This is a genomic window from Agrobacterium sp. DSM 25558 (assembly GCF_900100825.1).
GTDB lineage: Bacteria > Pseudomonadota > Alphaproteobacteria > Rhizobiales > Rhizobiaceae > Agrobacterium.
The window spans coordinates 1-22701 of the sequence record NZ_FMUD01000022.1 but is presented as its reverse complement, the minus strand read 5'-3'; the positions used below and the strand labels follow the sequence as shown (position 1 = coordinate 22701).

Sequence of the window (22701 nt, the reverse complement as noted above, 5' to 3'; positions counted from 1 at the left end):
GGAGAGAAACCCATGGCGAGTGTGACCAGCACGAGCTTCAGTGCCGAAAGAACGACGTTTTCCATCATCGCCGCAGCCAGCTTCTGCCATATGCTCAACGATATCATGCAGTCGTTGCTGACATCGCTCTACCCGCTTCTCAAGGCTAATTATGCGCTGGATTTCATGCAGATCGGCCTGCTGACCTTCGCTTTTCAGGTCACGGCCTCACTGTTGCAGCCGGCGGTTGGTATAGCGACAGACAAATGGCCGATGCCGTTTTCGCTGCCTGTTGCGATGCTCTCCACCTGCGCCGGGCTATTTACACTTGCCTACGCCCATAGTTTTGCGGTTTTGGTCATCGGCGCTTGCATGATTGGCATCGGCTCTGCGATTTTTCACCCGGAAGCATCGCGCGTGGCGCGCGTCGCTTCGGGCGGTCGCCACGGGCTTGCACAGTCCTTCTTTCAGGTGGGCGGCAACACTGGCACGGCCATCGGCCCACTTCTCGCCGCCTTCATCGTGCTTCCTATGGGGCAAGAGAGCCTGAGCTGGTTTTCCGTGATTGCCCTGATCGGCTTTGCCGTTCTGTCTTGGGTCAGCGTCTGGTACAGCCGTCACCGCCGCAGCAATGCTGGCCGCCCGCCCGTAAGCCGTACTTTGCCCTTGGCCAAAAACAAGGTGCTCATGACGCTGGTCGTCCTGCTCATCCTGACGGCGACAAAGAACGCCTATCTCGCCAGCCTGTCCAGCTACTTTACCTTCTACACGATTGAGAAGTTCGGCCTTTCGGTTCAAGATGCGCAGCTGCTGCTATTCCTTTTCCTCGGCGCATCCGCTGCGGGCGTTTTCTTCGGTGGTCCGATCGGTGACAAGTTCGGCTCGCGCGTCGTGATCTGGTTCTCGATCCTTGGCGTCATCCCCTTTGCACTGCTTCTGCCCTACGCCAATCTGATGTGGACTGCCATTCTCGTTGTTTTGATCGGCTTTGTCTTTTCATCGGCGTTTTCTGCCATCGTCGTGTTTGCGCAGGAATTGGTGCCAGGACGTGTCGGCCTGATCGCTGGCATGTTCTTCGGCTTTGCCTTCGGTTTCGGCGGCATTGGCGCAGCCGTACTCGGCGTCTTCGCAGACCGGGAAGGCATAGAGTTCGTCTACCGCATCTGCTCCTACATGCCGCTGCTCGGCTTGCTTACGGTGTTCCTGCCGCAATTGCCCAGCCGCCGCAGAGCTGCCTGAAGCCAATAAAAAAGCCGCCCGGAACATCATTCCGGGCGGCTTTTTGTTTCATCACGATCAAGCAGCGCGCAAGCTCGCGGCCAGTGGAATCTCAACATCGATCTCCAGCAGCGAGACATGCTCGTCGCTGTCCATCTTGACATGAACTTTGTCGCTATCGATCTGGACGTGCTTGGCGATCACGGCGAGAATTTCCTCACGCAACAGAGCAACGAGCTCGTTGCCAACACCGTTGCGTTCATGCGCAAGCAGAACCTGCAACCGCTCACGGGCAAGAGGCGCCGATTTTTGTTTGCGGAAAAGGTTGAAGATACTCATGCGGCCCTCCCGAAGAACTTGGCGAAGATGCCACGCTTTTCGCCGGGAATCATCATTGGAACGTCTTCACCGCGCAGGCGGCGTGCCGCATCGAAATAAGCCATGGCTGGGGGAGACTTGGCGTCCGCCAGCGTGACGGGCGCACCGACGTTCGATGCGCGCAAAACATCCATGCTTTCAGGAATGATGCCGATCAACGGAATGGAGAGGATTTCTAGAACGTCTTCGACCTTCAGCATATCGCCACGCTCGGCACGAACCGAATCGTAACGGGTCAGCAACAGGTGCTTTTCCATCCGCTCGCCACGCTCAGCCTTCAGCGTTTTGGAATCCAGCAGGCCGATAATGCGATCGGAATCGCGAACAGAGGACACTTCCGGGTTAGTAACGACGACGGCAACATCCGCATGGCGCATGGCGAGCGTAGCGCCGCGTTCAATACCGGCCGGGCTATCGCAGATGACCCAATCAAAATGCTTCTTCAGTTCGCCGATGACCCACTCGACACCCTCAGGCGTCAAATTGTCCTTATCGCGCGTCTGCGATGCAGGCAGCAGAAACAGGGTATCGAGACGCTTGTCGCGGATCAGCGCCTGCGGCAGCTTCGCATCGCCCTGGATGACGTTGACGAGGTCATAAACGACGCGGCGTTCCGCACCCATGACCAGATCGAGATTGCGAAGACCGACGTCAAAATCGACGACGACGACCTTTTCCCCGTTTTGGGCCAGCGCTGCACCGAGCGCGGCTGTCGACGTGGTTTTACCAACGCCTCCCTTGCCGGAAGTAACGACGACTACCTTCCCCATCCTGCTCTCCTGTTCGTTTGCCGCTTGCGGCTTAATTGAGTTTGTCCGCCTTGATTGTATCGTTCTCCAGCCACAGCTGGACGGCCTGACCGCGAAACTTCGGGTCGATATCTTCGGCCACCTTGTAGACGCCATCGATGGCCAGCAACTCGGCCTCCAGCTTCTTGCAGAATATCCGCGCCGAAGCGTTGCCCAGCGAACCCGCCATGGCGCGACCGCGCAGCGCACCGTAGATGTGGATCGAACCACCAGCGATGACTTCGGCACCCGACGCCACAGATCCCACGACCGTGACATCACCCTCGGGAAAGATGATCGACTGGCCGGAACGCACCGGCTCGCTGATCATCAGGGACGCAACCACACTGCGAATCTCCGTAACCGGTGGCTTCGAAACTTCCTCTGCCACTTCGGTAGTGGCGAGCGAAACCGGTTCCACATCGACATCCGACGCTGCCTTTCCACCCTTCAAAGCTGGCGGCATGCCCGGCTCGATCATGGACGGGCGAGCGCCCTCTACGCCCATGATGGCCACGTTGCGCGAGAAAAGTTCGGCCAGAAGCGCCTTAAGCCCTGCCTTGTCGAGCTTCAGCTCCGCCACATCCAGAACGACCGGCCGCGACAGGAAGAAACCCGCAGATCGCGCTGCCAGATCATCGAGTCGCTCAAGCCATTGGTCCAGGGGCTGTTCAGGAGATAGCACGACCGCAAGAAACGAGCGGCCTTTGATGCGGATTGAGCGTGAGGTGTCTGTTAGCACTTTGGTCATCTTGGTAAAGAAATCATTGACAAATGAGGTACCGCAAATGTGGTTAACAAATGGTTAACGGGCACCTTTTCGGGCAATAGAAATTAACCTCAAATCGACCTTGACAGCGTAGCATCGGCAGAGGCCATAGCGCTGAAATTTAAAGTGATTCTCCCTTGAGCCACGACACTGAACCTGAGTTTGAGTGGCGGAAATCCAGCATATGCCTTGGTAATCCAGACGCCACGCATAAGAAGAGAAAAATATTCTCCTAAACTGCATCTTTTTGCGGCTTTCTGCCGTTTAAACGCGCATGATTTATGGGATGAGACATCATTAGAAAATCCTGAAAGGAATACCATGAGCTGGCTCAAGACAATCACAACCGCCGCAGCCCTGAACGCTGCCATGTTCGCTCCAACATTTGCTGGCGAAAATCTTGACCAGATCAAGTCCGCAGGCGTCATCAAGATCGGCACCGAAGGCACCTACGCGCCATTCACCTTCCATGATTCTGCCAACAAGCTCGTCGGTTTCGACGTCGAAATCGGTGAAGCCGTGGCAAAGAAGCTCGGCGTCAAGGCCGAGTTCGTCGAAGGTAAGTGGGATGGCCTGATTGCCGGGCTTGATTCCAAGCGTTATGACGCTGTCATCAACCAGGTCGGCATCACCGAGGCCCGCAAACAGAAATACGCCTTCTCCGAACCCTACATTGCCTCCAAGGCTGTGTTGATCGTCAGCACGAAAAATGAAGAAATCAAAGGTTTCGCGGACCTGAAGGGTAAGAAGTCAGCCCAGTCGCTGACAAGCAACTTCGGCAAGCTGGCAACGGAAGCCGGTGCTGAGCTTGTTGGCACCGATGGTTTCGACCAGTCGATCCAGCTTGTTCTGACCGGTCGTGCCGACGCGACCATCAACGACAGCCTGTCTTTCCTCGACTTCAAGAAGAAGCAGGCAAACGCACCCGTGAAGATCGTGGCTGAAAAGCCTGACGCCGACTATTCCGGCATCATCGTGCGCAAGGGCGACGGCGAGCTGGTCGCCTCCATCAACAAGGCACTGGCCGACATCAAGACCGACGGCACATACAAGACGATTTCCGACAAGTATTTCGGCCAGGACGTCTCCAAGTAAAGGTAACGTCCCGTCTATTCTCCTGTGCGGAAATAGGCCATTGTCGAGATAAGATCATAAAGTCCGGCGTTCAGCGCCGGACTTCGCAGTTTTGAGGGGTTTGCCGTGCCGCATTGGCTTCAACTGATGATGGATTCTCTGCCCACACTGCTTTGGGCAGGTGTGAAATTCACCATTCCGCTGACATTGCTGTCATTTCTGTTCGGTCTGACGCTGGGCCTCGCAACAGCCGTTGCGCGTCTTTTCGGCCCGACACCGCTTCGGCTGCTGGCGCGGTTTTACGTCTGGGTCATCCGTGGCACACCGCTGCTGGTGCAGCTTTTCGTGATCTTCTACGGCCTTCCCAGCATTGGTATTTTGCTGGATGCGTTTCCAGCGGCCCTCATCGGCTTCACGCTGAATGTCGGTGCCTACACCTCTGAAATCATCCGCGCAGCCATTTCATCTGTTCATAAGGGCCAGTGGGAAGCGGCATTTTCGACCGGCATGAACTGGCGTCAGGCCATGCAGCGCACGATTTTGCCACAAGCCAGCCGGGTGGCCGTGCCACCGTTGTCCAACACCTTTATATCGCTAGTGAAAGATACATCGCTTGCTGCTGCCATTACGGTGCCGGAGCTTTTCCAGTCCGCCCAACGCATCGTGGCCACCACCTATGAACCTCTCATTCTCTATATCGAGGCGGCGATCATCTATCTGGCTTTGAGCTCCGTGTTGTCGAACCTGCAATCGCGGCTGGAAAAGCGGTTTGCCCGTTATGGCGGCATGATGGAGAACAGCCAATGATAGAGCTTTCCAATATCGAAAAACGCTTCGGCGAAGCCGTCATCCTCAAGGACATTTCGCTGACCTTTCCCGAAGGCAGTGTGACCGCCTTGGTCGGCCCATCCGGCGGCGGCAAAAGCACCCTGCTTCGCTGCATCAACCTTCTGGAGATACCAACTGAGGGAATAGTAAAGATCGGCAACGATGCGGTTACCTTTACCGCAGGTCGCAAGGTTTCTTGGCAGTCGATCCAGAAAATCCGTCGGCAGACCGGCATGGTATTTCAGAACTTCCAACTTTTCCCGCATCGCACGGCGATTGAAAATGTCATGGAAGGCCTGCTGATCGTGCAGAAATGGTCGCGTGAAAAGGCAAGAGACCGCGCCATGGAGCTTCTGACCAAGGTTGGCATGGCGCACAAGGCCGATGCCTGGCCCGCTAATCTCTCGGGTGGACAACAGCAGCGCGTTGCCATTGCCCGGGCTCTCGGGCCATCTCCGCAGGTTCTGTTGTGCGATGAACCAACATCAGCGCTCGACCCGGAACTGTCGGAAGAAGTGGTGGAGGTGCTGGGCAAGCTGGCCCGCGAGGGAACTACCATGGTCATGGCAACACATGACTTGCGCCTTGCCTCCCGCATTGCCAACAACGTCGTGTTTCTCGAAGCTGGAAAAGTGGTCGAAACGGGCTCGTCCGACGCCATTTTCCGCTCACCCCAGCAAGAGCGTACGCGCCGCTTCGTTTCCTCCATCAACGCGGCACAATCCCTCTGATCCATACTGAAATCGGCGCTAATGGCCGCAGCAAAAACGCATCGAGGTTCTGCTCGATGAAAGCACATTCGAAGAATACGAAATGTATGCGACACACCGCGCGGTGGATGAGGTGATTTTAGAGTTTGAGTGGCAGACGCCCGCCTTTTGCGCTGCCGTTTTGCCACAAATCGCGTTAAAGCTGCTGGACACATGAGTCTCTGAGAGACCTCTCCTACCTCTGGCGAATCCCAAACGAGTAATGCTGATGCCTGACGAAACTCGAGTGAGACTGCGCGATATCGGTTTTGTCCCGGGTATTTACGAAACAGGCAGGCTGAATGCCATCACGGATGTTTCAGGCCTGCGTGTCGGCAATTCGACCGTCATAGAAGGCGACACCATCCGCACCGGGGCGACCGCCATTATTCCCCATGGCGGTAATCTGTTTCAAGACAAGGTCCCGGCATCGCTTGCGGTCTATAATGGCTTTGGCAAATTCGTCGGCGCGATACAAATCGAGGAACTGGGTGAAGTCGAAACGCCAATCATCCTCACCAACACACTCGCAACAGGCCGTGCCATTGAGGCCATCATCCGTTACACGCTTGCCCAACCCGGCAATGAAAAGGTTGTTTCGCTGAACGCGGTGGTGGGCGAGACGAATGATTCCCGTCTGAACGATATTCGCGCCGGTCGCCCGACCATAGACGAAATCGCTTTGGCATTGGACAATGCCCGCGAAGGTGGGGTCGATGAGGGTGGAGTCGGAGCAGGCACCGGGACCGTCGCTTTCGGCCTGAAGGGCGGCATTGGCACCAGCTCCCGCGTCCTGTCTATTGCCGGTGAAAACTACACGTTGGGCGTTCTTGTGCAATCCAATTATGGCGGCAATCTTCTCGTCTGCGGAAAACCCTATGTCGCCCCGCCGCATCTGGATAAGGATGGCTCCATCGTCATCGTGTTGGCCACCGATGCGCCCCTGTCTTCGCGCAATTTGAAGCGGTTGGCTGCGCGCTCTTTCGGCGGACTGGCGCGCACGGGAGCAGCGCTCAGCAACGGCTCCGGTGATTATGCGCTCGCATTTTCAACCGCAGAAAGTGTTCGCCGTACGCCGGAACGCCGCAAGGGCCTTTACGCCTATCCCGAGCTTTCCAACGACGTCATCTCTGCGCTTTTTGAAGCCGCCATCGAAGCGACGGAAGAAGCTATTTTGAACTCGATTTGCATGGCCTCGCTTACGCGCGGCTTTAATGCCGCCAAGGCCAAACCATCGACCATTCCCGCCATTTCCATCGAAGCGTTGAAAGCGCTGCTTTTCTCTCGAGACTAAAAGGACCCATCATGCCTAGCGCTACAGACCGCATCGTCTATCTCAACGGTGAATTTCTGCATGAATCCGAAGCCAAACTTTCCATTTTTGATCGTGGTTTCCTGTTCGGAGACGGCATCTATGAGGTGACATCTGTTCTGGACGGCAAGCTGATCGACAGCGATCTGCACATGGCGCGACTGGAACGCAGCGCCGGTGAAATCGATATAACGCTGCCGATTACCACCCAGCAGGTTGTCGAGGCCGAACGTCGTCTGATCAAGGACAACAATCTGACGGAAGGCCTGATCTATCTGCAGCTGACACGTGGTGCAGAAGACCGCAACTTCCTGTTTGCAGACGATCTCGCTCCGACACTCGTGATGTTTCCGCAAGTGAAAAAGCTTGTCGGCAGTCCGCAGGAGGCAACAGGCCTCTCAATCAAGTCTGTTCCGGATCAACGCTGGGCACGCCGCGATATCAAATCGGTCTGCCTGCTGCCACAGGTCATGGCAAAGCGTATTGCCAAGGCGGAAGGCTGCGATGAGGCATGGATGATCGAGGATGGCTTCGTCACGGAAGGCGCGTCTTCCACCGCCTATATCATCACATCTGACAACAAGCTGGTCACACGTGGCAACAGCAATAAAACGCTGCCCGGCTGCACACGCCAGGCGGCCCTGCAACTGGTCGTGGAGGCCGGATTGACGCTGGAAGAGCGCCCCTTCACTCTGCAGGAAGCTTTGGAAGCAAAGGAAGCCGTGCTGACGAGCGCGGGCAATTTCGTCATGCCCGTCACGAAAATCGACGGCAAGCCGGTGGGCGATGGCAAACCCGGTCCGCTGGTTACGCGGCTGCGCGAGCTCTACCTTGAAAACGCCCACCGCACGGCGATTTAACGTTTGGCGGCGCTTGATCTCCTCAGGTCGAGCGCCGATATTCCATCATACGCGCGCGGCTAGAGACCAGTTCCAGGCGGTCGCTGTCCAGCAGGTTGATACAGACGCGTTTCGTCCATGGCCCATCATTCAGCGTAAACAGGAAGCGACCATTCCCCAACGCTGTCAGCGGCATCGACTGGCGGGTCGGGCCAACGCCCATCGAGAGAATGCCACCCTCGATCACGAATTCAGCCCCCTCCTCTGAGGACCAAAGACCCGAAAGAGTCGATGGAACGTCATGCTTGCCCGCAGGCATAAAGCGCCGCGGCGCATGTCCCGCTTCCCCGACCAAGGCGTCGCCCTCTACGCGAAGACGCATGGGTAATGAGGCCGAGCGTGAGGATGTCCAACCATCGCCATCATCATACAGCGTGTCGTCCGCATCGATGAACGTGCAGGCACTTCCCTTGATTTCCAGCCACCATGGACCTGTTTCCGTGACATAGAGACCATCGGGCAGGTTGCTCGCCGGTTCTGGCAGCGGCAGACCCGTCAATGCCGCCATGCTTTCCAGCGCGATCTTGAAACCATTCGTGTCTTCGCGATTAGATACAACGACAAAGCCCGTACCGTTTTCCGGGTCGAGCAAAAAATACGTCTTATAGCCGGGATGTGAGCCGCCATGGCCAATGAAGCGGCGGTCGCCGAGATGCGACCAGCGCAGGCCAAGCCCGTATTCGCTCATCCGTCCATCTGCCAAAGGACGTTCTGACGAGAGTGCCGTCAAAACACCTTCGAAACCCTGCTCGCCATTCGACAGTGCCTGCAACCAGCGCACAAGGGCCTCGGCACTCCCTGCAAGACTGCCGGACGCCGAAATGTGAAGTCCAGCAGATGAAAGCTGCCAACCGCGATCAGACTTCCAATATCCCGGGACAAGGCCTGTTACCGGGTCGTTCCAGACATCCGGTGCCGTGAGAACAGTGCCGAAGGGTAAGGCAATTTTTTCCTGCACGAAATCGTCGAACCGCAATCCCTTCCGCTCCAGCGCCGCCTCCACCAGACGGTAGCCGGTGTTGGAATAGGAAACTTCACTGCCTGCGAGAAAATTCAGCCGTGTCAGCCGCGATACATAGTCCAGAAGCGGCCCGGCTGTCGTTTCCGTATAGACCGACAGGCCAAGAAGCGAAAGGCACTCGCGCACGTCAGGCAATCCGCCGCTCATATCCAGCGCCTGCCCAACCTTCACATCGCGGAGCGGCGGTTGCAGTTCTTCGATGTGCTTGCCAAGCGGGTCCTCGAGCGCAATCAGATGAGTGTTTTCCAACACCATGGCGCAAAACACATGCTTGGTTACGGATGCGTAGCGCACGACACTTTTTGGAGAAAAAGGCGCGTATGTCGCCAGACTTTCAACACCACCCGAGCAGGCAAACCGCAGACCTGACAGGTCAAAGCCAATGACAGAACCGCCCGGCTCATTGTTACTCCATTGGGAAACGAAGTCTTCCGCAATGTTCGACGCGGCGGTCCAATCTTGATTATCCAGCATGTATTTTTCCATTCAAAATGTCCCAGCAACGCAAAGGACCCTGTTCAGACGTTGCGTTTGCACCTATCTGACGCTTACAGCAATGCCCTCTGTCAGACCTTCCGAAAGCGACCAACATATGACCAGCCCTAATGCCGTGCCCGTATTCGATGGCCATAACGACGTTCTCTTGCGTCTGAAACTGTCTGGTAATCCCGCACCGGAAACATTGTTCATTGAAGGTGACACGGTCGGGCATATCGATCTGCCCCGCGCAAAAAAAGGCGGTCTCGCGGGCGGTCTATGCGCGATTTTCGTTCCCTCGCCGCAAGGTTTTGACGCTGACCGCAATTTTATTCCGCCAAACCAGCCAGATGCTCTAGCCACCACTTTGGGAATGGCCAACCTCCTGTTTCGTATTGAATCCGCATCCGACAGCAAGCTCAAGGTCTGCCGCAGTGCTTCGGACATTCGGGACGCGATGGCAGACGGCGCATTTGCTTCCGTTCTGCATATCGAAGGCGTCGAAGCTTTCGATGCCGATTTGGATGCGCTCTATGTTCTCCACCAGGCAGGGCTTCGCACATTGGGACCGGTGTGGAGCCGCCCGAATATGTTCGCGCACGGCGTTCCGTTCCGCTTCCCCTCCACACCGGATATTGGACCGGGCCTGACAGAGGCTGGGACACGGCTGATAAAGACCTGTAACGAACTGAAGATCATGGTGGATCTCTCTCACATGAACGAACAAGGCTTTTGGGATATCGCCAAGATTTCCAACGCCCCACTTGTCGCATCCCATTCCAACGCGCATGCGCTGTGCAACCACAGTCGCAACCTGACCGATCGTCAGCTGTATGCTATCAGGGATACCGGTGGGCTGGCGGGTATCAATTTCGGTGTGCTGTTCGTGCGGCAGGACGGCGTCAAAAATCCTGACACCAATCTTTCCGAACTGGTTCGCCATGTCGATTACATGGTGGAGCGCATGGGGATCGACCATGTCGCACTGGGATCGGATTTCGACGGCACAACTATTCCCGCGGCGATGAAGGATGCCTCCGACCTGCAATTGCTTGTCGATGCCTTGCGGGACGCGGGTTACGACCAGGCAGCCCTCGATAAGATTTGCCACGGCAACTGGGTCAGAGTTCTGGAAACGACCTGGGGCGCTTAGACCAGGTTAAAATATTCTCCATTCACAGCCTGCGGTCAGTTGCTTTCAGTTCGACAGCGGACCAAAAACCGTCGCAGTAATACTGCAGGCGGCTTCGCTGTGCTGTTCTTTCGAAGAATTTATGAAATAAAAATCAAATCTTCGTATTTGTGAAAACACAACGAACTAGCGTCACAATGCTGTGGTTGGCCAGACGCAATCTGATCCTGTGGAAAAGCATATGACAGAGAAGACAGACGTAGCGCAGATCGAAGAGGCCGATGCCGGTCTCGAAGGCTTTTTTGAGCGGTACAGGCCGCATCTTACATCTATTGCGGTGACGGTCGTCTTCGTGATGATGACCTTCACCATCTACAAGTTGACCTCCGAAGTCCGCTATGACGACATTGTCGAGGCGCTTGCAGATACCAGCTGGAAGGCTGCAGCACTCGCGATCCTGTTCACTGGATTAAGCTTTTCTGCCTTGATCTGTTATGATCTGAACGCCATAGAATATATCGGCAAGAAGCTGCCCAACCCGTCCGTCATTGCCACCGCATTCATTGCCTATGCCGTTGGCAATACGGCTGGTTTCGGCCCCTTGAGCGGCGGCGCTATTCGCTTCCGCGCCTATTCACGCATGGGGCTTACCCCCTCTGATATTGCCCGCATCATTGCCTTTGTGACGCTGTCTTTCGGTCTTGGACTGCTGGCCGTCAGCGCATTGTCCACGCTGATCGTGGCCCCGCGCATCGCGACCATCATCGGTGTCGATCCGACGTGGTTGAGAGGCGGCGCGCTGGCCGTCATCTGCATCATGGCGACGTTGATGTATCTGGGCCGCAACAGCCGGGTCATCCAGATCAAGCGCCTGAAACTGCGTTTGCCCGACAGCCGCACGTCGTCACGTCAGTTTCTGGTGTCAGCCCTCGATATTGCCGCCTCGGCCTCTGTTCTCTACGTGCTCTTGCCGGAAACCAATGTGGGTTGGCCGAGCTTCTTTGCCATCTACGCGACAGCCGTGGGCCTGGGCGTTCTCAGCCATGTTCCCGCCGGTCTCGGTGTTTTCGAAACGGTCATGGTCGCAGGTCTTGGCAACGCCATCAGCCTGGATCAATTGCTAGGCGGGCTCGTCCTTTACCGGATGATCTACCATGTGCTCCCGCTTCTGGTCGCCATCATCCTGATGCTTGCAACGGAGATGAAGCAGTTTGCTTCCAAGCCCGTCATGGCGGATATCGGCCATCTTGCCGGGCGGCTGGCACCGTCTCTGCTTTCGGCCTATGCGCTCATCCTCGGCACCATGCTGATCTTTTCGAGCGTGACGCCAACTCCGGATAGCAATCTCGATTTCCTCTCCGGCTTCGTACCCTTGCCGATCATCGAAGCAGCGCACTTTCTGTCCAGTATTCTCGGCCTTGTCCTCGTGGTCGCATCTCGTGGTTTGAGCCAGAGACTCGATGGCGCGTGGTGGGTGGCGCTGGTTGCTGCGGCTGGCGGTCTTTTCCTGTCGCTGATCAAGGCTATCGCTGTTTTCGAGGCGATCTTCCTTGGAATCTTCATCGTTGCGCTATTCTTCAACATTCGCAGCTTCACCCGCCATGCCTCACTCCTGCGTCAGGCATTAGGACCGACATGGCTCGCCGCCATGGCCGTCATCGTTGCGGGTGCGGCGACAATTCTGTTCTTCGTTTACCGCGATACCGACTATAGCCAGACGCTCTGGTGGCAGTTCGAATTCTCGGAAGAGGCACCACGCAGTCTGCGCGCCTTGTTGGGGCTGGTTCTCGCCTCATCGACGGTCGCGATCTTCAGCCTCTTGCGGCCAGTCATGTATCGCCCCGAAGAGATCCATCCTGATGATATAGAGAAAGCCACGGCGATTGTTGAGAAACAGGATGTGGCCGATGCCAATCTCGTGCGCATGGGTGACAAACACGTCATGCTGTCCGAGAGCGGCAAAGCCTTCATCATGTACGGTACTCGCGGTCGCTCCTGGATTGCGCTTGCTGACCCTGTTGGGGACGAAAACGATTTCGCTGATCTGGTCTGGCAATTCGTGGAGACGGCACGCTCATCTGGTGGAAGGGCGGTGTTTTACCAGATATCACCGGCTATTCTCACCCACTGCGCCGATGCAGGCCTGCGCGCCTTCAAGCTGGGCGAACTTGCCATGGTCGACCTCACCCGTTTCGAGCTGAAAGGTGGAAAGCTTGCCAATTTGCGCCAATCACTTAGCCGTGGCACGCGCGACGGGCTGACATTTTCCGTCATAGACACTCCGCAGGTCGCAGATATCTATGATGATCTCAAACGTGTCTCCGATTCCTGGCTCGAGCACCACAATACCCGTGAAAAGACCTTCTCTCTCGGCTCTTTCGAGAAGGACTACATTCTGTCGCAACCCGTTGCGGTGCTGCACAAGGATGGCAAGGTTACCGCTTTTGCCAACCTGTTGATGACGGAAACGAAAAAAGAAGTGACCGTCGATCTCATGCGATTCTCGCCGGATGCACCTCGCGGCGCGATGGATTTCCTGTTTGTCAGCATTATTGAATATATGCGCGAACAGGGTTACTCCTATTTCAACCTGGGCATGGCTCCGCTTTCTGGCATGTCCAAACGAGAGGCGGCTCCGGTGTGGGATCGGATTGGCGGGACATTATTCGAACACGGTGAGCGTTTCTACAATTTCAAAGGATTGAGAGCGTTCAAATCGAAGTTCCACCCGAAATGGGAGCCGCGTTATGTCGCGGTTTCCAACGGCACGAGCGCCGCTTTGGCCCTAATGGACGCGACCGTTCTCATCAGCGGCGGCGTCAGAGGAGTGATTGGTAAATGACAGGCCTGAAATATCTGAAAGCAGCGTTGATAGCAGCGACACTCTCCATTCCATTTCATGTGTCCGCACAAGACGCCAATGGCTATCAGACAGGCATGATCCCTCCCGATCACATCATGCTGCCGGACGGTGATGTCAGCGCCAATATCTTCCTGATATCTGGCCCGACCGGCTGGGGCGAGGCAGAGCAGACAGAAGCGGACGCGCTGGTGGAAAAAGGCGCTGCCGTCGTCGGCATCGATTTTCCGAAATATATCGAAGCACTCAAGTCAGATGATGACGAGTGCATCTACATGATCTCGGACATCGAGGAGCTTGCGCAGGAAATACAGCGCAAGGCCGGCGTCTCCAATTATCGCCCGCCTATCATCGCTGGAATCGGTGACGGTGCGACGCTTGCCCTTGCCATGATTGCGCAGAGCCCAGCGGCAACGATCGGCGAGGCGGTTGCTGTCGATCCTGTTGCCGGTATTCCACTCGAGAAAATACTCTGCACACCAGCCACAAAGCAGAAGGATAACGACCGGACAATCTATGGCCTGACCGATGGTCCGCTGCCGGCACCCGTCAGCGTCGTGTTCACGCCTAAAGCGGATGCCAAGGGCCGCGCCCACGTCGAAGATCTCCTGAAATCCCACGCCGATATCGACATCAAGGATGTGACAGACGATGCGCAGGCAGCCCTGGCGCAGACACTGCAAGACCGTATCGATGCGGCCGGAAATTCGGATAATCCCTTGGGTCTGCCGTTGACCGTGCTGGAAGCCAAACCAACCATGGATACGATGGCGATCATCTATTCCGGTGACGGTGGCTGGCGCGATCTGGACAAGGATGTCGGAAGCTTCCTCCAGCAGGATGGTGTGCCCACCATCGGCGTGGATTCTCTGCGGTATTTCTGGTCCGAGAAAAAACCGGACGAAATTGCAGCCGATCTCTCGCGCATCATCGATACCTACCGCAAAGAGTGGAAGGTCAAGAATGTCATGCTGATCGGCTATTCATTCGGTGCCGACGTTCTACCTGTTACCTTCAACCTGCTGCCGGAAAAAGATAAAAGCCGCGTCGTACAGATGAGCCTGCTGTCTTTATCCCATGAGGTTTCCTATGAAATCTCGGTCGGCGGGTGGCTGGGTGTTTCTGGTTCAGGCACACAAGATCCGGTTAAGGATCTTGAGAAAATCAACCCGAAGATTGTACAGTGCGTGTACGGCACGGACGATGAAGACGCCGCCTGCCCAGACCTGAAGGACAAAGGCACGGAAATCATCGGCATCGATGGCGGACATCACTTCGATGAGGATTATGAGGCGCTCACAAAGAGAATCGTCGCCTCCCTCAAAAAGCGGTTGCAGCAGCAACCGTAACCGAAATTCTTTGTCGACATATTGAATACACCGCATCAACTCTGTATCCGTTGCCATGATGTCAACGAAAGCCCCAGTCATGTTTCTCGGCACCAAGCCAGCACCTATCGGTAATGCAGAATGGTTCGAGAGGCTCGAACGCCTCCGCGCTAAAATGGCTCAACAGGATATTGCCGCTCTGCTGCTCGGCTCTACCGAAAGCCTGCGTTACTTCACCGGCTTGGTATGGCACCAGAGCGAAAGGCTGTTGGGCGCTGTCGTCACACCGACAGATTTGCATTACATCGTTCCGGGCTTCGAAAAGAGCCGTGTGGATACACTGCCCCACATCGATGGCGATATTCATATCTGGCAGGAAGAGCAGCACCCCGCGACACTCGTCGGTTCGCTGGTTGGTCGGCACGGCAGGGTCGCATTGGACGATGGGCTACCGCTTTTTATCTATCACAGCCTCGTAAGAGAGCTTGGGCAGGACCGGTTGATAGACGGTGGGCCTTTGGTCAGCGGATTGCGCATTCAAAAATCGCAGTCTGAAATTGCCATTATCCAATACGCCATGGATTTGACGCTGGAGGTGCATAAACGAGCCCATCGTTTGATGAAACCTGGCATCCGCGCATCGGAAGTGGTTCGTTTTATTGACGAGCAGCATCTGGAGCTTGGCGGTGAAGGCGGCTCCTATTTCTGCATCGTATCCTTCGGCAAAGCCACATCGCTCCCGCACGGGGCAGATGGTGACCAGACCTTGCAGGATGGTGACGTTATTCTGGTGGATACCGGAACGCGCATCGATGGATACCATTCCGACATCACACGCACCTATGTCCTTGAAAACCCGTCCGCGGAGTTTGCGCTGGGTTGGGCCATCGAGCGCGAAGCACAACAAGCCGTTTTTGATGCCGCAGAGCTCGGTGCCCCCTGCAGCAGTCTCGATGACGCCGCCCGCAACGTTCTGATAAAGCATGGACTGGGGCCGGATTACGCACTGCCGGGTCTGCCGCATCGGGCGGGCCATGGCCTCGGTTTGGAAATTCACGAAGAGCCCTATATCGTGCGCGGGAATTCTCTTCCGCTGGCTCAAGGCATGTGTTTTTCCAACGAGCCCATGCTTGTTTACCCCGACCGTTTCGGCATTCGCCTAGAGGACCACATTTATATGAGCAGCGAAGGCGCAAACTGGTTCACCCAGCCGGCAAAATCACCTACGGAACCATTTTCCTGAAAACGCGAATAAATTGCTACGTTTCTATTAGGTCTAAAATATAGTTTTCTAGCCGCGAATCATATCTCTGGAGCTGACGATGTCCGTTGCCGAAAAAAGAAAAACGAAGACACCTATTCTGGTAGAGCGGATCGCGGACTTTATCGAGAAAATACAGTCTACTAAAAAGCCGGATGGTACATTCGACACAAAGAAGATCGGCGCTTTGTGGAATGAAGAGGTCCGTTTTCATTTTGAAAATGGCCGGACGGAAAAAACGCTCGAACTTTATATTGTAAAATATAGATATGCGCTCAAAGACGCGTTCGGCCCCAAGACGACACCACTTGCCATTTGCAACATGAAAAAACTGCGTGAGAGGCTGGATACTTACATCAAGATCGCAGAATATCCTGTGAGAGGTGTTGCGAGTTCGATCCAGGAAAAGCTGGAGCGCGCCGAATACAACATGGCAGGGCGCAAGCCACGCTTCCTTCTGCGCGTTTCGGATTTCATCGCCGCAACCAATGGCCTCACCACCAAACCGGAAATGCAGGCATTGTGGGACGCAGAGATGGCGTCCATGGGAGACAAGGCGCAGGCAACCGTCATCTCCTACATCACCAAATACCGCAATGCGCTGCGTGAGGCTTTTGGTGACGAGCACCCCATGCTGCGCATCGCAGCGGGCACGCCGCAGCTTTATGATGAAGCGCGCAAGATCAAGATGGCGAAGATCGCCAACAAGCACGGCTCTTTGATCACCTTCGACAACTATGCCGAGGTCATGAGACGGTGTCGCCGCTACCTGCAATCCTCCGACCCCATGACCATCGCCATCGGCGTGATGGGAACGACGGGCCGACGTCCCTATGAAATCTTCACGCAGGCCGAACTGACGCCCGCCGCCTATGGCAAGGGGGTTTCCAAGTGGAGTGTGCTGTTCAACGGACAGGCTAAAACGAAACAGGGTGAAGGCACGAAATTCGGCGTGACCTACGAAATTCCGGTGCTGGAACAGTCGAAAATCGTGCTCGATGCCTATCGTCGCCTTCGGGACAGCAGCGATGGCAAGCTGTGGCTGGCGCTCAGCGTCGATGATTTCACGTCAGAGGTTCGCCTGCCTTTGCGCGATGAGGTGATCAGCAAGTTCGAGGATATCTGGCCTAAGGAAGAACCGCCGAAACCCTACGGTCTGCGCCATCTCTACGCCGAAATCGCCTTCCGCAATTTCGCACCATCCAGCGTCACCAAAAACAGCTATTTCGCCGCCATTCTAGGCCATAACAACAACGACCTCGAAACGTCATTGTCCTACATGACCTACACATTTCCAGAGGATGCGGACGTATCCAGGGCTCGTGCTGAGAAGGTCGCTGATCGAACCATTCGGCAGATGGTCGAAGTGAACCGAATTCCGGGTATGCCGCAGACGTAGCACCCGCCGGTCTAACCGGGGCGCTTTTATCCTTACAAGGCGCTTGCGCGGGCAGCCTGCACCCGCGGATCTGGATCAAGACCCGCCGCCAGCAGCTTGCGGGTGTAATCCATTCCAGGCGTTTCAAATATCTGCCTGACGGTCCCCATTTCCACCACTTCCCCATGCTGCATGACCATGACGTGGTCCGCAAAGTCCCGCACCACGGGTAGATCATGGGCGATGAAGATGATCGCTATGCCGAGTTCCTTGCGCAGCTTGTCCAGCAGCGCGATGACCTGCGCCTGAATGGAAACATCGAGCGCTGACACCGCCTCATCGCAGACGATCAGTTGCGGCTCCAGCGCCAAGGCGCGAGCAATGGCAATGCGCTGGCGCTGGCCACCGGAAAACTGGTGCGGATAGCGGGCCGCGTGGGCTGGCGACAGGCCGACTTGCGCGAGCAGTTCATCGACACGCGCGCGCCAATTCGCTTTCGGCAGAATTTCCGGGTGAATGACCCATGCTTCCGAAATCAGCTGATAGACGGACATGCGTGGATTCAGCGATTGCGTCGGGTCCTGAAACACCATCTGCATCTGGCGGCGTAGGCCGTAAAGCTCCTTGGGCAGCATAGCCAGGAGATCGCGTCCTTTCCACAAAGCCTTGCCGGAGTCCGCCGGTTCCAGACGCAGCAGCGCGCGGGCCAGCGTTGATTTGCCAGAGCCGCTTTCGCCGACGATTGCGAGCGTTTCACCGGCCATCAGATTGAAGGAAACGCTTTTTAACGCTTTGAAAGCACCGTAGGATTTTTCCAGATTTTCGACGTGAAGAAGAGGCTCGCCCTTGGCGTCCGGCTCATGCATCTTGCCCTTGCCGGGCGCTGCCGAAATGAGCTTTAGCGTGTAAGGGTGTTTGGGGTTGTGATAGACCTCATCCGGCGTTCCGGATTCAACGATCTCACCGGAATTCATGACAACGACGCGATCCGCGATCTCAGCCACGACGCCCAGATCGTGGGTAATCAGCAGCAGGCCCATGCCGGTCTCTTTTTGTAGCTCGCCCAGCAGTTTCAGAACTTCGGCCTGAACCGTCACGTCCAGCGCGGTCGTGGGCTCATCCGCAATGACGATATCGGGCTTCATGGCCAGCGCCATGGCAATCATGATGCGCTGGCGCTGGCCACCGGAAAACTGGTGCGGATATTTATCCATCGCCGCTTCCGGTGAAGGAAGACCGACGCGGGCGAAGAGTTCCAGCGCGCGTTTGCGGGCCGTATCCGCCGTCACGCCATGGATGGTCATGACCTCGATGATCTGCCAGCCGACAGTGTAGACCGGGTTGAGATGGCTAAGCGGGTCCTGAAAGATCATGGCGATGCGCTTGCCATTGACGGCACGGCGCTCTTCGCTGCTCATTTTCAGCAGGTCCTGACCTGAGAACAGGATTTCTCCGTTGGTGATTTCACCCGGCGGCATATCCAGAATGTTAATGATGGCGGATGCGGACACCGACTTGCCGGAGCCGCTTTCGCCCAAAATGGCCAGCGTCTCACCGCGATCGAGATACCAGTTGATGTTCTTCACCGCATTCACGATACCGCCCGCTGTGTGAAACTGGACAGAGAGATTGCGGACTTCCAGCAGATGATCAGCCATTCTTTTTGCCTCCGATTTCCAGTCTCCAGCGCTGGACGGGATCAAGCGCGACACGCATCCAGTTCGACAACAGGTTCAAGGAGAGCGTGGTGAGAATGATCGCCAGACCCGGCCAGAAGGCCAGCCACCAGGCATTGGTTAGATACTGTTTGCCCTGCGCAACCATAAGACCCCAGGTGATTTCCGGTGGCTGAATGCCGATGCCGAGGAAGGACAGCGAGGATTCAGCCAGCATGACGAAGGCAAAATCAAGCGTCGCAATCGTTACCAGCGTTGGAAAGACCATGGGCAGGATGTGGCGGAAAACGATGCGCATGGATGACGCACCCATGACCTGCGCTGCCTGCACGAACATGCGCTGTCGAATTTCCATGACCTCGGCGCGGGTGGTTCGCAGATAGACTGGAATACGGGTAATGGCCAAAACGATGATGATATTACCGACCGACGGTGCCAGCATGTAAAGCACGATCACCGCCAAAAGCAGCGACGGGAAGGACATGATGACATCCGCAAGACGCATGATGATGTTCGACACACGCTCGGAAGCATAACCGGCGACCAGGCCCAGAAGAGAGCCGATGACGGCGGAACAAACCACCGCGCCAGCGGCGATCATCAGGGTATTTTGCGCTGCTACGATGATGCGCGCCAGCAGCGAGCGGCCAAGAGCATCGCCGCCCAGTATGAAAAGCCAGCCCTTATCAACGGTAAAGGGTGCGAGATTGCGGGCGCGCAGGTTCATGGAAACCGCCGTATCGCCCATCAGCATCGGGCCGAACAGAGCACAGAACACCGCAATGATCAGGAAAACCGCAGCGCAACAGGCGAACTTATCGTGCCACAGCATTCCAAGAATGACGGACACACGGCCGCGAGGCTTGGCGTCGATTGCCTGGACGTGGGGAAGTGTACTGGACATGGTCATGACCTCAAGTCCGCAGGCGCGGATCGAGTGCCGCATAGGCAAGATCGATCAGCAGGTTCATGATAAAGATGGCAATCGCTGTAACCATGATCGCCGCGAGGATGACGTTGAAGTCACGCTGGAGAATGGAATCGATCATCAGCTTGCCGACCCCGGGGAAGCCGAAAATGGTTTCCACCACCACCGCACCGTTCAGCATGGCCGCCGCCTGGTCACCGATGACGGTGATAACCGGCAACATGGCATTGCGAAGCGTGTGCACGAAGATGATCGAACGATTGTTGACGCCCTTGGCCCGCGCGGTCTTCACATAGGCCGACCCAAAGGCAGACAGCATGGAGCCGCGCACGATTTGCAGGATAAGTCCGAATGGCCGAATGAACAGAACCGCAATCGGCAAGATCCAGTGCCAAATCGTACCGGTGCCTGACGTCGGAACCCAGCCGAGTGTGACCGAGAACACGACGATACCGACGATTGCGATCCAGAAATCAGGTGCGGAGGCACCGATGAGCGAGATCAGCGATACGAAACGGTCGAACACGCCACCAGGGCGGAAGGCGGCGATGGAGCCGATGACAATTGCAGCGGCGGTGACCAGCGTGATGGTGATCAGGGCAAGCTGAAGCGTCCAGGTAAAGGCTTCGAGCACCACATCGATGGCGGGGCGAGCCTTGCGCAGGCTATCACCGAAATCCAGATGCAGCACGTCCCAGACGTAGCGTCCGAATTGTTCGATAAGCGGGTCATTGAGACCATTGAGTTCACGGAACTTGTCCAGCATCTCCTGGGAGGCATCGACCGGCAGGAACAGTGCCGCCGGGTCGCCTGTGAGACGCGAGAGGAAGAACACAATGACGATGAGTGCGATGAGCGAGAACAGGCTCGCCACGATCCGCTTGAAAATCTTCTTTCCCATCGAACTTTCTCCGGTGATGGAGAAAAGGCGGATTTGACTTCCGCCTTTTCCGATTGGCTGATTGCGACGAATTACTTGAAGCTGATTTCAGAAAGCTGCAGCTGCGAGTTGGTCGCGATGGTGGGGGTGAATGCGATGCGCGGATTGACGCGGGCAAAGCCGACCATGTGGAACATCAGGACATCGGCCACTTCATCATCGTAGAGATAAGCGATGAGCTTCTTCCAGTCTGCCGTGCGCTTGTCGCCGGTGGCAGCTGTTGCATCCGCAATCATCTTGTCGACTTCAGGGTTGGCAATGCCGGACTGACGGCCCTTGCTGTCATATTTGAAGTACATCGAAAACACAGGATCGCCGCGGGAATTGTCGTGCTGGGCCGCAACGAGCTGCGGACCGCGATTTTCCGGGTAAGGCTTGGAATACTGCTTTTCGAATTCCGCGACTTCAAACATCTGAAGCTTGATCTTAAAGCCGGCGGCCTCGAACATCTGCTGTGCGGCTTCCAGAACTTCCACGACGTTCGGGAAATTGTTGGTGCGTCCAACGATGGTAATCGGTGTATCGACAGGTACGCCATCGGCCTTCGCTTCTTCAAGCAGCTTCTTGGCACCTTCCAGATCAAATGGCAGCGGCTTTACATCCGGGTTCCAGCCAATCGTGCTTGGAGGCACCATAGCAACGGCCTTGAGTGCGCCCTTGGGCAGAAGCGTGCCGATGAAGGCATCCCGATCCAGCGCCATGTTGAGCGCCTTGCGAACCCGCACGTCATCCAGCGGCTTAATGGAGGTATCGACGCGCATGTAGAAGGTTTCGGAATTCAGATAGTTGAAATCGATCTTCGCGTCTGTCGCGTCCAGCTCTGAAATATTGGGTGCCAGATCAGCCTCGCCTGCCTTGACCATGGCGGCACGAACGGATGGATCGCCACGGAACACATAGGTCGCTTTGGCAACATCGGGTGCCTTGCCCCAATAATCGTCGCGGCGATCAAGCGTGATGTTCTGGCCAGCCTTCCACTCGGTCAGCTTGTAAGGGCCTGTGCCGATAGGATTGCGAGTAAACTCGATAGGCGTCTCCGCCGGAACGATGGTGACGAGCGTCATCAGAAGCGGCAGGATCGGCTGGGCCGGGTCTGCGGTGATGTCGATGGTGTTATCGTCGACGACATTGGTGGAAATCTTGGTGTCGCCGAAGTAGCGCGGCGTCTCACAGGAAAGCTTGGGGCTCATTGCGCGCTCGATAGAGTGCTTCACGTCGCCAGCATCGAAGGCCGAACCATCGGAGAATTTTGCGTCCTTGCGGAGGTGGAAGCGCCATGTACCTGGCTTTTCCTCTTCCCATTTTTCCGCCAGACGCGGCATTAGGCCCTTGTTGTTGCGCACATCCAGCTCGGTCAGCGTCTCGGAGATATTCTGCAGAACGATGCGACCGATATTCGAGCGCGTCGCCATGCAAGGCTCAACCAGATCGACTTCCTCGTCCAGAACGATCGTCACATCTTTACCCGCGCTCTGGGCGTAGCTGGGCGTAATGGACGAGGCGGCCAAGAGCGCGCCGATGAGCAATGTCGTGCTTGTCATAACTTTCCTCCCTGATGAAACAGCGTCGCGCCATTCAAGCTTGCGACCGCTCGTCGATGCTCCTCACATTAACTGATGCAAACTTGGATCAAGCGTATCAATTTGTCAACTTAACATTCAATGCAAATAAAAAACGCTCACATAATTTTACTCATCATACTGTTT

The 22701-nt window shown here is 56.1% G+C and carries 19 protein-coding genes; 11 read left to right on the top strand and 8 right to left on the bottom strand.

The features are described 5' to 3' along the window. The first annotated feature begins 12 nt into the window (after window positions 1-12). Window positions 13-1218: an MFS transporter gene (locus DSM25558_RS17930; protein WP_077106053.1), complete on the top strand. Its 1206-nt coding sequence runs from the start codon at window positions 13-15 to the stop codon at window positions 1216-1218. A 57-nt stretch (window positions 1219-1275) separates the two neighbouring features. Here DSM25558_RS17930 and minE read toward each other — a convergent pair whose 3' ends face one another. From minE to minC, 3 genes are read right to left on the bottom strand one after another with little or no spacing between them, the layout of a single operon-like run. Continuing rightward, window positions 1276-1536, bottom strand: a complete 261-nt coding sequence (minE, locus tag DSM25558_RS17925) for a cell division topological specificity factor MinE (protein ID WP_045229302.1) — start codon at window positions 1534-1536, stop codon at window positions 1276-1278. After that, on the bottom strand, window positions 1533-2345 hold the full coding sequence (gene minD, locus DSM25558_RS17920; RefSeq protein WP_067646708.1) for a septum site-determining protein MinD: 813 nt from the start codon (window positions 2343-2345) through the stop codon (window positions 1533-1535). The genes minE and minD overlap by 4 nt, the downstream gene beginning before the upstream one ends. Window positions 2346-2376: 31 nt before the next feature. Further along, window positions 2377-3114 carry a septum site-determining protein MinC gene (gene minC, locus DSM25558_RS17915; RefSeq protein WP_077106052.1) on the bottom strand — a complete coding sequence of 246 codons (738 nt, stop codon included), beginning with the start codon at window positions 3112-3114 and terminating at the stop codon, window positions 2377-2379. Between the two features lie 339 nt (window positions 3115-3453). Here minC and DSM25558_RS17910 point away from each other — a divergent pair, with 339 nt between their 5' ends. The 5 genes from DSM25558_RS17910 (at window position 3454) to DSM25558_RS17890 (ending at window position 7955) form a co-directional block, all read left to right on the top strand. Next, window positions 3454-4227 (top strand): amino acid ABC transporter substrate-binding protein, encoded by a 774-nt coding sequence (locus DSM25558_RS17910; protein ID WP_077106051.1) that lies wholly within the window; start codon window positions 3454-3456, stop codon window positions 4225-4227. 105 nt (window positions 4228-4332) lie between these two features. Next, complete coding sequence (locus DSM25558_RS17905) at window positions 4333-5013, top strand: amino acid ABC transporter permease (protein WP_077106050.1); 681 nt, start codon at window positions 4333-4335, stop codon at window positions 5011-5013. Continuing rightward, window positions 5010-5765, top strand: a complete 756-nt coding sequence (locus DSM25558_RS17900; RefSeq protein WP_077106049.1) for an amino acid ABC transporter ATP-binding protein — start codon at window positions 5010-5012, stop codon at window positions 5763-5765. The genes DSM25558_RS17905 and DSM25558_RS17900 overlap by 4 nt, the downstream gene beginning before the upstream one ends. A 247-nt stretch (window positions 5766-6012) precedes the next feature. Continuing rightward, a complete protein-coding gene (locus DSM25558_RS17895; RefSeq protein ID WP_077106114.1) occupies window positions 6013-7077 on the top strand; it encodes a P1 family peptidase in 1065 nt (354 codons plus the stop codon). A gap of 11 nt (window positions 7078-7088) precedes the next feature. Then, on the top strand, window positions 7089-7955 hold the full coding sequence (locus tag DSM25558_RS17890; RefSeq protein WP_077106048.1) for a D-amino-acid transaminase: 867 nt from the start codon (window positions 7089-7091) through the stop codon (window positions 7953-7955). Window positions 7956-7977: 22 nt separating this feature from the next. Here the strand turns inward: DSM25558_RS17890 and DSM25558_RS17885 are convergent, their stop codons facing one another. Continuing rightward, on the bottom strand, window positions 7978-9489 hold the full coding sequence (locus tag DSM25558_RS17885; RefSeq protein ID WP_077106047.1) for a serine hydrolase domain-containing protein: 1512 nt from the start codon (window positions 9487-9489) through the stop codon (window positions 7978-7980). Between the two features lie 118 nt (window positions 9490-9607). Here DSM25558_RS17885 and DSM25558_RS17880 point away from each other — a divergent pair, with 118 nt between their 5' ends. From DSM25558_RS17880 to DSM25558_RS17860, 5 genes are all read left to right on the top strand, one after another. Further along, window positions 9608-10645: a dipeptidase gene (locus DSM25558_RS17880; protein ID WP_077106113.1), complete on the top strand. Its 1038-nt coding sequence runs from the start codon at window positions 9608-9610 to the stop codon at window positions 10643-10645. Between the two features lie 220 nt (window positions 10646-10865). Next, the gene (gene mprF, locus DSM25558_RS17875) at window positions 10866-13466 is read left to right on the top strand and encodes a bifunctional lysylphosphatidylglycerol flippase/synthetase MprF (protein ID WP_077106046.1); all 2601 of its coding nucleotides are present in this window, start codon (window positions 10866-10868) and stop codon (window positions 13464-13466) included. Then, on the top strand, window positions 13463-14833 hold the full coding sequence (locus DSM25558_RS17870) for an AcvB/VirJ family lysyl-phosphatidylglycerol hydrolase (protein ID WP_077106045.1): 1371 nt from the start codon (window positions 13463-13465) through the stop codon (window positions 14831-14833). The genes mprF and DSM25558_RS17870 overlap by 4 nt, the downstream gene beginning before the upstream one ends. 79 nt (window positions 14834-14912) lie before the next feature. Beyond that, window positions 14913-16055, top strand: a complete 1143-nt coding sequence (locus DSM25558_RS17865) for a M24 family metallopeptidase (RefSeq protein ID WP_077106044.1) — start codon at window positions 14913-14915, stop codon at window positions 16053-16055. A gap of 79 nt (window positions 16056-16134) precedes the next feature. After that, window positions 16135-17472, top strand: coding sequence for a telomere resolvase TelA (locus DSM25558_RS17860; protein WP_077106043.1), 1338 nt, complete (start codon window positions 16135-16137; stop codon window positions 17470-17472). Window positions 17473-17504: 32 nt separating this feature from the next. On the opposite strand, the gene DSM25558_RS17855 is transcribed toward DSM25558_RS17860, so the two are convergent. From DSM25558_RS17855 to DSM25558_RS17840, 4 genes are all read right to left on the bottom strand, one after another. Further along, the gene (locus DSM25558_RS17855; RefSeq protein WP_077106042.1) at window positions 17505-19109 is read right to left on the bottom strand and encodes an ABC transporter ATP-binding protein; all 1605 of its coding nucleotides are present in this window, start codon (window positions 19107-19109) and stop codon (window positions 17505-17507) included. After that, window positions 19102-20037, bottom strand: coding sequence for an ABC transporter permease (locus tag DSM25558_RS17850; RefSeq protein WP_077106041.1), 936 nt, complete (start codon window positions 20035-20037; stop codon window positions 19102-19104). The genes DSM25558_RS17855 and DSM25558_RS17850 overlap by 8 nt, the downstream gene beginning before the upstream one ends. 4 nt (window positions 20038-20041) lie before the next feature. Further along, window positions 20042-20956: an ABC transporter permease gene (locus DSM25558_RS17845; protein WP_077106040.1), complete on the bottom strand. Its 915-nt coding sequence runs from the start codon at window positions 20954-20956 to the stop codon at window positions 20042-20044. 71 nt (window positions 20957-21027) lie between these two features. Then, on the bottom strand, window positions 21028-22536 hold the full coding sequence (locus DSM25558_RS17840; RefSeq protein WP_077106039.1) for an ABC transporter substrate-binding protein: 1509 nt from the start codon (window positions 22534-22536) through the stop codon (window positions 21028-21030). Window positions 22537-22701 lie beyond the last annotated feature (165 nt).